The organism is Pseudomonas sp. MF7453 (assembly GCF_016405455.1).
GTDB lineage: Bacteria > Pseudomonadota > Gammaproteobacteria > Pseudomonadales > Pseudomonadaceae > Aquipseudomonas > Aquipseudomonas paralactis.
Genome location: NZ_JAEKCN010000014.1, coordinates 138,643 through 152,308, shown reverse-complemented (window position 1 = coordinate 152,308; position 13,666 = coordinate 138,643). Strand labels below are relative to the sequence as shown.

The window sequence follows — 13,666 nt, the reverse complement described above, 5'->3', positions numbered from 1 at the left end:
GCTCCCACATAAGAATGTCTTGATATTGGGAATGGCGTCTCTTTTTAGAGACTAAGTGAGTCCAAGCGCCAGCATTTTTTTATACAACGTCGACCGCCCAAGCCCCAACCGCTTGGCCGCCTCGACAACATTTCCGTCACTGGCCTTAAGCGCCCCCGCAATCACCTGCCGATCAAACCGCTCCCGCGCCGCCGCAAAGGTTTCACCCTCGACCGCCGCCACCGCGCCTCGTTGTACCGGGCTGAACGTGCCAATCGCTGCGCGAAGGTCGCTGGCATTGAGCATCAGGTCATCACTCAACAGCGCCGCCCGCTCCAGCACATTGCGCAGTTCGCGGATATTCCCCGGCCAGGCATGTTGGGCCAGCAACGCCAGGGCATCGCGATCAAGTTCGTGCTGGCTGCGCAACTCCTCAAGGATCGCCTCGCTCAACGCCGGAATATCCTCAAGCCGTTCACGCAGCGGCGGTACCTGGATCGGCAGTACGTTGAGGCGGTAATACAAATCCGCACGAAACTCGCCACGCTTGATCGCCGCCTCCAGGTCCATGGACGTCGCGGCAATCACCCGTACATCGCTGTGCAGCATCTCGTTGGAGCCCACCGGTTCGAATTCCTTTTCCTGCAACACCCGCAGCAATTTGCTTTGCAGTGGCAGCGGCATGTCGCCAATTTCGTCGAGAAACAGCGTGCCGCCCTGGGCGATCTGGAACTTGCCGGGGCGGCCCTTGCGGTCGGCGCCGGTAAACGCACCGGGCGCGGTGCCGAAGAACTCGGCTTCGAGCAGGTCATGGGGAATCGCCGCGCTATTGATGCTCACAAAGGCTTTGTGCGCCCGCGGTGACGCACCATGGATGGCCTGGGCCAGCAGCTCTTTGCCCGTGCCGGTTTCCCCCAGCAGCAACACCGGCGACTCGGCACTCGCACTGCGCCGCGCCCGGCGCTTGACCTCAAGGCTGGCGGCGCTGGTGCCGATAAAGTGCGCGAAGTTGTATTTGCTTTGCCGCGAACGCAGCAGCGAGCGCGTGGAGGCCAGCTCTTGCTGCATGCTCAGGTAACGCTCGATCAGCGGCGACAGGTTGCGCAGCTCGTCGAACAGCGCAAACCCAATCGCGCCGATCACCGACCCGGCATCATCGTGGATCGGCAGGCGCATCACCACCAGCGGGCCCTTGGGGGTGTCCTGGATATCCAGCAGAATCGGCCGGTCATCGCGCACCACCTGACGCAACAGGCTGTTGGAAATCACCTGCTCGCAAGGCTGGCCGATGGCCTGGTCGGCGCTCTTGAGGCCAAAACGCTTGGCGTAACGCTCGTTCATCCACACGATGTTCGCGTCGCGATCGACGATGACCGTGCCTTCACTGGACTGCTCGATGATCTCGAACAACGATTGAATGGCCAGGCCGCGAACCTGTTGGTAGTCCTTGAGGCTGGTACTCATGGAAACAAAATCCTGTAGGAGCGAGCTTGCTCGCGAAGGTCGTCAACGATAATGCGGTGCATCCGGGAAAACGGCGGTATTTAAGTTTTTCGCGAGCAAGCTCGCTCCTACAAGGGGATGTGTGCTGCGGCCAGCAGTTCTTTGGTGTAGGGGTGTTGGGGCGATTCGAATACGTCATGGCTGGCGCCACACTCCACCACCTTGCCATCCTTGACCACGATCATGTCATGGGCCATGGCACGCACCACGGCCAGGTCATGGCTGATAAACAGGTAGGTCAGGCCGTATTTGTCCTGCAGTTCACGCAGCAATGCCACCACTTGTTTCTGCACCGTACGATCCAGGGCCGAGGTCGGCTCGTCGAGCAGCATTAACGCCGGTTTGAGCACCAGGGCGCGGGCGATGGCGATGCGTTGGCGCTGGCCACCGGAAAACTCATGGGGGTAGCGATGTCGGCTGGCCGGGTCGAGGCCCACGTCCTTGAGCACCTGGATCACCTGGGCATCGCGATCGGCCAGGCTGCATGGCGCATGCACTTCCAGGCCCTCGCTGATGATTTGCTGCACCGACATGCGCGGGCTGAGGCTGCCATAGGGGTCCTGGAACACCACCTGCATCTGCTTGCGCCACGGGCGCATCTGCTGATGGTTGAGCGGGTCGAGGGCCTCGCCCTGAAAGCGAATGCTGCCGGTGGAGTCGAGCAGGCGCAGGATTGCCTGGCCCAGGGTCGACTTGCCCGAGCCGGATTCGCCGACAATCCCCAGGGTCTTGCCGCGTTGCACGCTGAGGCTGATGCCGTCGACCGCACGCAGGTAGGTCTTGGCTCGGAATAACCCGCCCCCGAGCGGAAACTGCACACTCAGGTCATTGACCTCCAATACCGTCTCGCGGGGCTCGCTGCACAACACGTCGCCCGATGGCTCGGCGTCCAGCAGCAAGCGGCTGTAAGGGTGCTGCGGGGCCGTGAACAAGGTTTGGCAGTCAGCCTGCTCGACAATTTCCCCGGCGCGCATCACGCAAACCCGCTGGGCGATACTGCGCACCAGGTTAAGGTCATGGCTGATCAGCAGCAGCGACATGCCCAGGCGTTGCTGCAAGGACTTGAGCAGCAGCAGGATCTTGCGCTGCACGGTCACGTCCAGCGCGGTGGTGGGTTCGTCGGCAATCAGCAGCTCCGGTTCGCAGGCCAGGGCCATGGCGATCATCACTCGCTGGCGCTGGCCGCCGGACAGCTGGTGCGGGTAGGCCTTGAGCCGTTCCTGGGGTTTCTGGATGCCCACCAGGTCGAGCAGTTCGAGAATGCGCGCCTGCGCTTGCCTGCCGCCCAGCCCCTTGTGCAGCAGCAGGGTTTCGCCGATCTGCTTTTCAATGGTGTGCAATGGGTTCAGGGACGTCATCGGCTCCTGAAAGATCATCGCAATGCGGTTGCCGCGCAGTTTTTGCAGGGTGACCGGCGCCGCGCCGATCAATTCCTGGCCGCGATACTTGATCGAGCCCGTGGTTTCGGTACCGGCCTGGGGCAGCAATTGCAGGATTGAGTGGGCGGTTACCGACTTGCCCGAGCCCGACTCACCCACCAGCGCCAGGCACTCGCCGGGGCGCACGTCCAGGCTCAGGTTGCGCACCACGGTCTGGCCGCTGAACGCGACGCACAGGTCGCGGATTTCGATCAGGTTCATAGGCAATTACTCATGAGCGAGGGTCGAAGGCGTCACGCAACGCCTCGCCGATAAACACCAGCAACGACAGGATCAGCGCCAAGGTGAAAAACGCGGTCAGGCCCAGCCAGGGGGCTTGCAGGTTCTGCTTGCCCTGGGCGATCAGCTCACCCAGAGATGCGCTCCCGGCCGGCATACCGAAGCCGAGGAAATCCAGAGCGCTCAAGGTGGATATCGCCCCGGTCAAGATAAACGGCAAATAGCTCAGCGTTGCGGTCATGGCATTGGGCAGGATATGCCGACCAATGATCTTGGCGTCGCCCAGGCCCAGAGCGCGTGCGGCCTTGACGTATTCCAGATTGCGCCCGCGCAGGAACTCGGCGCGCACCACATCCACCAGCGCCAGCCAGGAAAACAGCGCCATGATCCCCAGCAACCACCAGAAATTCGGCTCCACAAACCCCGACAGGATAATCAGCAGGTACAGCACCGGCAGGCCGGACCACACCTCCAGAATGCGCTGCCCGAGCAAGTCCACCCAGCCGCCGTAGTAACCCTGCAACGCACCGGCGGCAATGCCGATGGCGGCGCTGATGGCGGTCAAGGCCAGAGCAAACAGGATCGACACCCGGGCCCCGAAGATCACCCGCGCCAACACATCGCGGGACTGATCATCGGTGCCCAGCCAGTTCACAGTCGACGGCGGGCTCGGGGCAGGGCGGGTCAGCTCATAATTGGGGGTGTCGTCGCTGAAAGGAATCGGCGGGAACAACATCCAGCCGCCGTCCTGCTTGATCAGCTTTTGCACATAGTCACTGCGATAGTCGGCCTGGAACGGCAACTGCCCGCCGAACTGCTGTTCGGTGTAGCGCTTGAACACCGGAAAATACAGCTCGTTCTTGAAGCTGAGCACCAAGGGTTTGTCATTGGCGATCAACTCGCCGCCCAGGGTCAGGATAAACAGGCCGATAAACAACCACAGCGACCACCAGCCACGGCGGTTTTTCTTGAAGCGCTCGAAACGCCGACGCGCCACGGGTGACAAGTTGAGCATCAGGCGTTCCTCGCAGCAAAGTCGATACGCGGGTCCACCAGGGTGTAGCAGAGGTCACCGATGAGTTTTATCAGAAGGCCGAACAGGGTGAAGATAAACAGCGAGCCGAATACCACCGGGTAGTCACGGGACACTGCGGCCTCGTAGCTCATGCGGCCCAGGCCATCGAGGGAGAAGATCACCTCGATCAGCAATGAGCCGGCAAAAAACACACTGATAAACGCCTGGGGAATCCCCGAGATCACCAACAACATGGCATTGCGAAACACATGGCCGTAAAGCACCCGGCGTTCGCTCAGGCCCTTGGCGCGGGCGGTGACCACGTACTGGCGGGTAATCTCATTGAGGAACGAGTTCTTGGTAAGGATGGTCAAGGTGGCAAACCCGCCGATCACCAGCGCCGTCACCGGCAAAACCAGGTGCCAGAAATAGTCGGCCACCTTGCCCACGGTGCTCAGTTCGGCAAAGTTTTCCGACACCAGCCCGCGCACCGGGAACCAGTTCAGCGAGGTACCGCCGGCGAACACCACAATCAGGAACATCGCAAACAGGAACGCCGGCATCGCATAACCAATCACAATGGCCGTGCTGCTCCACATGTCAAAGCTGCTGCCATGGCACACGGCCTTGCGTATCCCCAGGGGGATCGACACCAGGTAGGTGATCAGCGTCGCCCACAGGCCAAGGGAAATGGTGACCGGCATTTTTTCGAGGATCAGGTCGGTCACTGTCGCACCGCGAAAGAAACTGTTGCCAAAATCCAGCTGGGCGTAGTTCTTGAGCATCAGCCACAGGCGTTCCGGTGCGGATTTATCGAAGCCGTATTGTTTTTCGATGTCCTTGATCAGCTTCGGGTCCAGGCCACGACTGGCCCGCGAGCCGCTGATGCCTTCGCCGGAGGCGCCGGCTACACCACCGCCGCCGATGCCTTGCAGATGGGCGATCGCCTGTTCCACCGGCCCGCCGGGCGCGGCCTGTACGATCACGAAGTTCACCAACAGGATGATCACCAGCGTCGGGATGATCAGCAGCAGGCGCCGTACGATATAGGCAAACATCAGTGGGCCTCTCCGCGTTTTTTCAACTCAGCCTGCATTTGTTCGTTCGTCAGCGGTGTGGGGCTGATTTCCCACCAGGTCTCCAGGGCCTCATCGTTCTTCGCCTCAATGGCCGGGCGCCCGAAACGGTTCCACCACGCGGCGGAGGTGCCCGGTGGGTAATAGTTGGGGATCCACAGGTAATTCCATTGCAGCACACGGTCCAGGGCGTGGGCGTAGGTAAGCATCTGCGCCTGGGTGTCGGCCTTTACCAAACCGTTGATCAGCGTATCGACGGCCGGGTCCTTGAGTGCGATGTAGTTGTTGGCGCCTGGATCGAACGCGGCGGCGGAGCCAAAGTAGTTGTACAGCTCCATGCCGGGCGAGGTGGTGACCGGGAAACCGGTAACGATCATGTCGTAGTCACGGGCCATCAGGCGGTTCACGTACTGCGAAGAGTCGATGCGGCGGATATTGAGGGTGATGCCGATCTGTGCCAGGTTGCGTTTGTAGGGCAATAACAGGCGCTCAAGCCCGTTCTGGACATTGAGGAAGGTGAACTCCAGTGGCTCGCCCTGGGCGTTGACGAGCTTGTCACCCAAAGGTTTCCAGCCGGCGTCCTCCAGCAGCGCCAGGGCTTGCAGTTGTTTATCTCGGATCATGCCGCTGCCGTCGGTGACCGGGGCCTTGAACACCTGGGTAAACACTTCATCCGGGATTTGCCCGCGCAACGGCTCCAGGATCGCCAGTTCTTCCTGGGTCGGCAATTGGCTGGCCGCCAGCGGGCTGTTGGAAAAATAGCTTTGCTGGCGGATGTAGAGATTGCGCATCATCTGCCGGTTGGCCCATTCGAAATCCCACAGCATCGCCAGGGCCTGGCGCACGCGGCGATCCTTGAAAATCGGCTTCTGCACGTTAAACACATAGCCCTGGGCCGGTTGCGGCATCTCTTTGGCCAGGTGCGCGCGCTGCAGGCGGCCATCGTCCAGGGCCGGGCCGTTGTAGCCGATGGAATAGCCGGTGGCGGAGAATTCACGGTTGAAGTCGTAGGCGCCTCCACGCAGTACCTGGCGTGCCACTTCGGTATCGCCGAAATATTCCAGACTCAGGTGATCAAAGTTGTACAGGCCACGGCTGACCGGCAAATCCTTGCCCCACCAATTCGGGTCGCGGGTAAAGGTGATGGTGCTGCCGGCGTCGATCTTGCTGACTTTGTACGGGCCGCTGCCCAGCGGGGCTTCGTAGCCGCCGCCGTTGGCAAAGTCGCGGGTCTTCCACCAGTGCTCCGGGAACACCGGCAAGGTGGCGATATCCAGGGGCAGGGTGCGGTTTTCGTTGCTGGAGAAGTCGAAGCGCACCTGGCGTTCGCCTTCGACTTCGACGTGCTTGACGTCGGCAAACAAGGTGCGAAAGCGCAGGCTGCCTTGGGTCATCAGCAAATCGAAGCTGTAGCGCACGTCTTCGGCCGTAATCGGGGCGCCGTCGGCGAAACGCGCCTTGGGATTGAGGTAGAAACGCAGCGACAGGCCGTCGTCGGCGCGCTCCATCTTTTCTGCCACCAGGCCATAAACGGTGTAGGGCTCATCCAGCGAACGCAGCGCCAGGGGCGCATACACCCAGCCGTCGACCTGGGACACGCCGATACCTTTGTCGATATACGGCAGCACATGATCAAACCGCCCGACCTCCAGCGCCGAACGTCGTAGGCTGCCGCCCTTGGGCGCGTTGGGGTTGGCATAGTCGAAGTGGCTGAAACCGGCGGCGTACTTGGCGGGCTCGCCGTAAACCGTCAGGTAGGTTTGCGGGGCCGCGATCGCCGCAGTGCTGGCCATCAGCAGGGCCAGGGTGGAGCAGAGCAGAGATGAAAAAGCCAATCGCATTATCAGCCTTGAACGCCGGATTAAAAAGAATAGGGATTTGTACGCTAACGGCCTGGGCATCGCCAGTCATCACATGCACAACGGCCCGCCAAAGGGCGGGCCGTTGTTTATCGCGATAGCGCCGATTGAATCAATCCTGGCGGCTGGTGACTTCCAGCAGGTGATAACCGAACTGGGTTTTCACCGGGCCTTGTACGGTATTGACCGGAGCGCTGAATACGACGGTGTCGAATTCCTTGACCATTTGGCCTGGGCCGAACGAACCCAGGTCACCGCCCTGGCGGCTGGATGGGCAGGAGGAATTGGCTTTGGCGACTTCTGCGAAATCAGCGCCGCCTTCGATTTGGGCCTTGAGTTCGTTGCACTTGTCTTCAGTGGAAACGAGGATGTGACGGGCGGTGGCTTTGGCCATGGGGAGTAACTCCTTGAGTAAAAAAACGGTGAGCCTACCGGATTCAGGCGGTTATTTCCTGGCAAAGTTCCGCTGCTGTTCAGTCGCGCCTTTTTCAGCGTGGCGGTTCAAGGCAGTACGATGTAGTCGTTGCGCTGCACGATCGGTTGGTGCGGCCCCTGTACCAGGTGGATATAACGGCCGTCCACCAGATCGATCGGCAGGCAGTCGTCAATATCCAGTACGCCGTCGGTGTGCGCCTGGGACCAGTGGCGCAGCATCTGCTGCTTGCCCTGGCTCATGGCCTGCTGTTTATTGTGAGCCACTACCAACAGGTAGTGATGGGCTTCACCGAAGCTGTTGGCTTCATAGCCGCCGAGGTTGATGAAGTACAGGCGGGGCGAGTCGCCATGGGGCGTCAGATGGCTCAGTTCAACCTTCCAGCCGTCGACGCCATCGACCGCCATCCATGAGTCGATGTGCACGCCCTTGGGGCTGCCAAACCAGGCGTCGCGTAATTGCGGGTAGCTGGCCTGCAAGGTGTCCGCCACGGCGAACACCACGTCGTGTACTTCAATTTTTGCCCGTGGGTGTTTACCCCCAAGCATGACCACAAACAGCATTACCGGTAATTCCTGGCGGCTGGCGAAAGGGCAACCATACTGCGATTGAACCCTTTTGTCCGCTCAATGCCCCATTGTTAATCAGCACAGTCACCAGGAGGTTGTCATGCGTACCATTGATCTGGCAGGCGTTCCCGTCCCTGTTATCGGCCAGGGGACCTGGCGCATGGGCGAAGACCCGAGCCGGCGCCGCGCCGAAGTTGCGGCGCTGCAACTGGGGATCGACGAGGGCTTGACGCTCATCGATACCGCCGAGATGTATGGCGACGGCGGTGCCGAAGAGGTGGTCGGCGAGGCCATTCACGGCAAGCGCGACCAGGTGTTTCTGGTCAGCAAAATCTACCCGCATAACGCCAGCCAAAAAGGCGTGCCCCGCGCCTGCGAAGCCAGCCTTCAGCGCCTTGGCACTGATTATATTGATTTGTACCTGTTGCACTGGCGCGGCCAGTACCCACTTGAAGAAACCGTCGAAGCGTTCGAGCGTCTGCGCGAGGCCGGAAAAATCGGGCGCTGGGGTGTTTCCAACTTTGATGTGGCAGACCTGCAGGAACTCGCATCCCCTGCATGTGCGACCAACCAGGTGCTCTACAACATTGAGGAGCGCGGGATCGAATTCGACCTGTTGCCATGGTGGCAACAGCATCATTTGCCACTGATGGCTTATTGTCCCATTGCCCAGGGCGGTGAGTTGCTATCGAGCCCGACCCTCAAGCAGATCGCCCGTCGCCATGAGGTCACACCGGCCCAGGTATCGCTGGCGTGGGTGCTGCGCCAGGAGGGTGTTATTGCCATTCCCAAGGCGGTCACACCCGAACACATCCGGCTCAACGCCGCTGCTGCGAAGCTGGTATTGGATGACCATGACCTGGACGCCATCGATCGCGTGTTCGGCGCGCCCAAGCGTAAGCATCCACTGGCGATGGTGTAATCGGCGGGCGGGAGCAGCACCTTCCTTGGCAGCTGTTCCCGCCTCAGCCGTGATTAGCCGGCCACTGGGCTGCGCCAGTCGTCCGAGCCGGAAGTACCGGCCACTTCATGAGTCCAGATGATCTTGCGATAGGTGAAATGTACATCCTCCATATGGGTGAAGTGGGCGTTGTCAGGGTCTTGGCAGTTGGGCATGCGTGACTGGATATCCACGATGGTCGCGCCCTCCAGTTCAATGGTGAAGTAATGCTCCTGAGTCCCCGCAGACGAGGTGCGCAGCCATTCGAGGCGACAGGAGACTTCTTCACCGCTGGTCAGGGCGCTGAACAGCAACGGTGACGACTTATCGAACACTTTGCTGATCATCAATGGCTTGTGCACGCGTTGACCTGTGGGCTGGCCCGATTGCGGATCGCGAGGAATGATCACTTGGTGGGCAAACGCCTGGACCAATATCTGATCCTCATGACCTTCCTGATAAATATTGCCTACCGAGTCCTGAGTAAATGTGCCTGCCGTGATCAAACCTTGTTTGACACCGGTGATGGAGAGGTACGCGGGTGTTGGCATGATTGGTTTCCTTGCCGGGTTGAGTAGGTGTTGCCGAACAGCGAAATGGCTGAACGGGTAAGTGCCTATAACCTTTAACAAGAAGCGTGCCTGAAAGTGTGAAGCCCAATGAAATAAGGGTGGGCGAGGTTTGATGAGTTGCGTAACGGGTTTGTATTAAGAGTTTTGGGCTGTTTTTGGTTATAAAGATTGCGCATGGATGCGCACTTAGTTGCTCATATGTTTCTGCGGTGAAGAATGCGGCTGGTCGAGCTGATAGAGTTGTTATTGCTTGAATGTGTGCGCAAATAGCTGCGCACGCCAAGCATATAGCGGCTTGTAGGATGTTTCTTAAGTTTCGGTCCGTCGCTTGCTGATTGCTTTATGCATGACTAAGGTTCTTGTGTCTCGATATGTTTTAACGGAATTTAATGGCTCTCTGATACGTACTTAAATGGCGTTAAGTTTGCCTGTGTTGCCTTGGATGGTTGTGTGCGGCCGAAAATGATTTATTCAAAAAAACCTTACGCCTATTATTTGGAAGTTGCACGAGCCGCTTGTTCGTCAGGCAGTTTCGTGGGCGTTGATATGCGCTTTTCCAATGAGTTCGAAGCGCTGGAAGGCGAGCTTGGCAAAGCGCAGTCGGTTCATGGCAATGGACTGCCGGATTGGCAGCGGGTCAGCGAAATCAGCGAATGCCTGCTGCGTGAGCACTCCAAGGATTTGCGTGTCGCCTGCTGGTTGACCTGGGCCTTGTATCAGCGTGATTCATTGGCTGGGTTGCTGGGCGGCCTCGGTGTGCTGCGTGAACTCTGCGAGCACCATTGGGCAGACGTGTACCCGGGCAAACTGCGTACCCGCGTTGCCGCGTTTGGCTGGTTGGTGACGCGCCTTGAGCAAGCGTTTGCCAAAAAAATCTCGCTCACCGATCAACAGCCTTTATGTCAGGCGCTGCTGGAACACCTCGAACATCTGGAGCAGCTATGGGCCCAGCATCTTGAAAGTGAGGCTCCCGTGCTGCTGCCGATTCGACGGCAATTGGCGCAGCGCCTGGCCGAGGCCGCGCCAGGGGCGGCAGAGGCTGATGTAGCCATGGCGGCTATTGCCGACGTCAGGCAAGCGGCGCCGCAGCCGCCCACCCCCGAGCAATCGGTCAACAGCGAGAAAGAGGCGCACAAATTACTGCGCTCATTACAGGAACAGGCCCGGCCTTTATGCGCCTGGTGGTTGCGCCAGAACGCCACCGACCTGCGGGCTTTGCGCCTGGGCCGAACCCTTGCGTGGCTGATGCTCGTCAACTACCCCGACGCCAACAGCGAGCGCGTAACCGCGCTGCGCCCGTTGGCCGTCGACAAGCTCAAGCGCTATCAGGAGCGCATGAGCCAAGGCCATTACGCCGATGTGCTGTTCGAACTGGAAGTCAGTCTGGCCGGTGCGTTGTTCTGGTTCGATGGTTTGCGCATGGCCTGGGAGTGTCTGGACGCCTTGCACGCGGACTTGGCCATGAGCGAACTGGAAATACATTTTGCGCTGCTGCTGCAACGCCTGCCCAACCTGACTGAGTACCGGTTCGACGACGGCAGCCCCTTTGCCGACCCTGCAACAGCCGAATGGATTGCGCTGCACGTGATGCGCCACCTGCGTAAGCCAGAGCCCGGCAACATCGTGCCCGACCTGACGAGCCAACCCTGGGATGCCGCGTTGGAGGCAGTAATGCCCTGCCTGCGCAAGGACGGGCTCAAAGCCGCAGTGGGGGTGATCAAGCAAGGCTTGCAGGCAGCGTGCAGTGATCGCTGCCGCTTTCATTGGCGCCTGGCACTGGCGAGGCTGTGCATGGCGGCCGGCAAGCACGAGTTGGCCAGGATCCAGCTGGAGCAACTCGATCTGCAATTACAGCGTACGGGTCTGGAAAGCTGGGAGCCGAAGCTGGTCCTGCAAGTCGGTCAGCTTCTGTACCGCTGCTACGACCTGTTACCGCAAAGCCAATCCATACGCGACTGCAAGGATGCCGTGCATCGCCGGTTGTGCCATTTCGATCTGGAAGCAGTACTTCAATAGCGCCTCACCCAATAAAAGGAAAAGCACCATGGCCAAAGACGGTTCGGTAGCCCCCAAGGAACGTATCAATATCACCTTCAAACCCGCGGTCGGCGGTGCCCAGGAAGAAGTCGAACTGCCGTTGAAGCTGCTGGTGCTGGGGGACTTCTCCCAACGTGTGGACCTGCGCAAGCTTGAAGATCGCAAGCCCATCGGTATCGACAAACACACCCTCGACGAGGTGTTGGCCAAGCAAGCAGTGAGCCTGACGCTGAGCGTACCCAATCGTCTTCAGGATCAAGCCGACGCGCAAGAACTGGCGATCCAGGTCCGCATCAACGCGATGAAAGACTTCAACCCCGCGAATCTGGTCGAGCAAATCCCGGAGTTGCAAAAGCTGATGGCCCTGCGTGAAGCGCTGGTGGCGCTCAAGGGCCCATTGGGCAACACCCCAAGTTTTCGCAAGGCTATCGAGCAGGCATTGACCCATGGTGATTCCCGCGCACGAGTCCTGGCCGAACTGGGGCTGCCCAGCCCTGATGCCTGACATTTTTCAGTAAAAGGACACTGACACCATGACCACGATTCAACACGAGCTGCAATCGGTAGAAGCGATCCAAACCTGCAGCATCCTCGACAGCATTACCGCCCAGACGCTGCTGAGCGCCGACGACGAGGCTTACGGCATCGCCAAGCGCGGCGTATCGGCGTTTATTGCGGAGCTGCTCAAGCCACATAACCGTGACGAACCGGTAAAGAAGCGCCTGGTCGACCGGATGATCGCGCAAATCGATATCAGGCTCAGCCAGCAAATGGATGAGATCCTGCACCATCCGGACTTCCAGGCACTGGAAGCTTCCTGGCGAGGGTTGCAGTTGCTGGTCGAGCGCACCAACTTTCGCGAGAACATCAAGATAGAGCTGTTGAATGTCTCGCGCGAGGACCTGCTGGATGATTTCGAGGACTCCTCGGAAATCACTCAGTCCGGGCTCTACAAGCATGTCTACAGCGCTGAATACGGTCAATTCGGTGGGCAGCCGGTGGGGGCGATCATTGCCAATTATTTTCTCTCGCCCAGCGCTCCCGATGTAAAGCTGATGCAATACGCCTCCAGCGTCGCGAGCATGGCTCATGCACCCTTTATTGCTGCGGCGGGGCCGAGTTTCTTTGGTTTGGAAAGCTTCACCGGGCTGCCCGACCTGAAGGATCTGCGGGATCACTTCGACGGGCCGCAGTTTGCCAAATGGCAAAGCTTTCGCCAGAGCGAAGACGCGCGTTACATTGGCCTTACCGTCCCGCGGTTTCTGTTGCGCACCCCGTATGATCCCCTTGAGTGCCCAGTCAAGACCTTTGCGTATCAGGAAAACGTGGTTAACAGCCACGAGCATTACCTGTGGGGCAATACCGCCTATGCCTTTGCCACACGCCTGACAGACAGCTTCGCTCGCTTTCGCTGGTGCCCGAATATCATCGGTCCGCAAAGCGGCGGGGCTGTCGAAGACCTCCCACTGCATCACTTCCAGAGCATGGGCGAGATTGAAACCAAGATCCCTACCGAAGTGCTGGTATCGGATCGGCGCGAATACGAGCTGGCGCAAGAAGGTTTCATCGCCTTGACCATGCGCAAGGGCAGCGATAACGCGGCATTCTTTTCCGCCAGTTCCGTGCAAAAGCCCAAATCCTTTGGCATCAGTGAAGAAGGCCGGGCGGCAGAACTCAATTACCGCCTGGGCACTCAATTGCCCTACATGATGGTGGTCAACCGTCTGGCGCATTACCTCAAGGTGCTGCAACGCGAACAGTTGGGCGCCTGGAAAGAGCGCACGGACCTAGAGCAGGAGCTCAACAAGTGGGTTCGCCAATATGTAGCGGACCAGGAAAACCCCAGCGCCGAAGTGCGTGGACGGCGCCCGCTGCGTGCCGCGCGCATCGTCGTGAGCGATGTCGAGGGCGAGCCCGGCTGGTACCGCGTCAACCTGACGGTGCGCCCGCATTTCAAGTACATGGGGGCAGACTTCACCTTGTCCCTGGTTGGCAAGCTCGATAAAGAATGAGCAGAGGCCAGGG

The 13,666-nt window shown here is 59.6% G+C and carries 12 protein-coding genes; 4 read left to right on the top strand and 8 right to left on the bottom strand.

Annotated features, from left to right (window positions below):
- Positions 1–51: 51 nt before the first annotated feature.
- The 7 genes from JFT63_RS21795 to JFT63_RS21765 form a co-directional block, all read right to left on the bottom strand.
- Entirely contained in the window at positions 52–1,443 is a 1,392-nt protein-coding gene (locus JFT63_RS21795; RefSeq protein WP_198844733.1) for a sigma-54 interaction domain-containing protein, read from the bottom strand.
- Between the two features lie 107 nt (positions 1,444–1,550).
- The gene (locus tag JFT63_RS21790; protein ID WP_198844732.1) at positions 1,551–3,122 is read right to left on the bottom strand and encodes an ABC transporter ATP-binding protein; all 1,572 of its coding nucleotides are present in this window, start codon (positions 3,120–3,122) and stop codon (positions 1,551–1,553) included.
- Positions 3,123–3,132: 10 nt separating this feature from the next.
- A complete protein-coding gene (locus JFT63_RS21785; protein WP_198844731.1) occupies positions 3,133–4,155 on the bottom strand; it encodes an ABC transporter permease in 1,023 nt (340 codons plus the stop codon).
- The gene (locus JFT63_RS21780) at positions 4,155–5,213 is read right to left on the bottom strand and encodes a microcin C ABC transporter permease YejB (protein ID WP_198844730.1); all 1,059 of its coding nucleotides are present in this window, start codon (positions 5,211–5,213) and stop codon (positions 4,155–4,157) included. Before JFT63_RS21780 ends, JFT63_RS21785 begins: the two co-directional genes overlap by 1 nt.
- Entirely contained in the window at positions 5,213–7,072 is a 1,860-nt protein-coding gene (locus tag JFT63_RS21775; RefSeq protein WP_057703561.1) for an extracellular solute-binding protein, read from the bottom strand. Before JFT63_RS21775 ends, JFT63_RS21780 begins: the two co-directional genes overlap by 1 nt.
- A gap of 130 nt (positions 7,073–7,202) precedes the next feature.
- Positions 7,203–7,484, bottom strand: coding sequence for a peptidylprolyl isomerase (locus JFT63_RS21770; protein ID WP_003174386.1), 282 nt, complete (start codon positions 7,482–7,484; stop codon positions 7,203–7,205).
- Between the two features lie 107 nt (positions 7,485–7,591).
- Complete coding sequence (locus JFT63_RS21765) at positions 7,592–8,086, bottom strand: DUF1543 domain-containing protein (RefSeq protein ID WP_057703560.1); 495 nt, start codon at positions 8,084–8,086, stop codon at positions 7,592–7,594.
- Between the two features lie 106 nt (positions 8,087–8,192).
- Here JFT63_RS21765 and JFT63_RS21760 point away from each other — a divergent pair, with 106 nt between their 5' ends.
- On the top strand, positions 8,193–9,014 hold the full coding sequence (locus tag JFT63_RS21760; protein WP_198844729.1) for an aldo/keto reductase: 822 nt from the start codon (positions 8,193–8,195) through the stop codon (positions 9,012–9,014).
- A gap of 53 nt (positions 9,015–9,067) precedes the next feature.
- Here the strand turns inward: JFT63_RS21760 and JFT63_RS21755 are convergent, their stop codons facing one another.
- On the bottom strand, positions 9,068–9,583 hold the full coding sequence (locus JFT63_RS21755) for an Hcp family type VI secretion system effector (RefSeq protein WP_057703558.1): 516 nt from the start codon (positions 9,581–9,583) through the stop codon (positions 9,068–9,070).
- Positions 9,584–10,066: 483 nt separating this feature from the next.
- Between JFT63_RS21755 and tssA the strand changes: the two genes are divergently transcribed.
- From tssA to tssC, 3 genes are read left to right on the top strand one after another with little or no spacing between them, the layout of a single operon-like run.
- Positions 10,067–11,620, top strand: coding sequence for a type VI secretion system protein TssA (gene tssA, locus JFT63_RS21750; RefSeq protein ID WP_198844728.1), 1,554 nt, complete (start codon positions 10,067–10,069; stop codon positions 11,618–11,620).
- 28 nt (positions 11,621–11,648) lie between these two features.
- On the top strand, positions 11,649–12,146 hold the full coding sequence (tssB, locus tag JFT63_RS21745; RefSeq protein ID WP_057703556.1) for a type VI secretion system contractile sheath small subunit: 498 nt from the start codon (positions 11,649–11,651) through the stop codon (positions 12,144–12,146).
- A gap of 28 nt (positions 12,147–12,174) precedes the next feature.
- Positions 12,175–13,653, top strand: a complete 1,479-nt coding sequence (gene tssC / locus JFT63_RS21740) for a type VI secretion system contractile sheath large subunit (RefSeq protein ID WP_198844727.1) — start codon at positions 12,175–12,177, stop codon at positions 13,651–13,653.
- Positions 13,654–13,666 lie beyond the last annotated feature (13 nt).

Bases quoted from the DNA above. Each gene is read 5' to 3' on its own strand.
- JFT63_RS21765 (WP_057703560.1), bottom strand. From the start codon at position 8,086: ATGCTGTTTGTGGTCATGCTTGGGGGTAAACACCCACGGGCAAAAATT.
- tssB (WP_057703556.1), top strand. From the start codon at position 11,649: ATGGCCAAAGACGGTTCGGTAGCCCCCAAGGAACGTATCAATATCACC.
- tssA (WP_198844728.1), top strand. From the start codon at position 10,067: ATGATTTATTCAAAAAAACCTTACGCCTATTATTTGGAAGTTGCACGA.
- JFT63_RS21775 (WP_057703561.1), bottom strand. From the start codon at position 7,072: ATGCGATTGGCTTTTTCATCTCTGCTCTGCTCCACCCTGGCCCTGCTG.
- JFT63_RS21780 (WP_198844730.1), bottom strand. From the start codon at position 5,213: ATGTTTGCCTATATCGTACGGCGCCTGCTGCTGATCATCCCGACGCTG.
- JFT63_RS21785 (WP_198844731.1), bottom strand. From the start codon at position 4,155: ATGCTCAACTTGTCACCCGTGGCGCGTCGGCGTTTCGAGCGCTTCAAG.
- JFT63_RS21760 (WP_198844729.1), top strand. From the start codon at position 8,193: ATGCGTACCATTGATCTGGCAGGCGTTCCCGTCCCTGTTATCGGCCAG.
- JFT63_RS21790 (WP_198844732.1), bottom strand. From the start codon at position 3,122: ATGAACCTGATCGAAATCCGCGACCTGTGCGTCGCGTTCAGCGGCCAG.
- JFT63_RS21795 (WP_198844733.1), bottom strand. From the start codon at position 1,443: ATGAGTACCAGCCTCAAGGACTACCAACAGGTTCGCGGCCTGGCCATT.
- JFT63_RS21770 (WP_003174386.1), bottom strand. From the start codon at position 7,484: ATGGCCAAAGCCACCGCCCGTCACATCCTCGTTTCCACTGAAGACAAG.
- tssC (WP_198844727.1), top strand. From the start codon at position 12,175: ATGACCACGATTCAACACGAGCTGCAATCGGTAGAAGCGATCCAAACC.
- JFT63_RS21755 (WP_057703558.1), bottom strand. From the start codon at position 9,583: ATGCCAACACCCGCGTACCTCTCCATCACCGGTGTCAAACAAGGTTTG.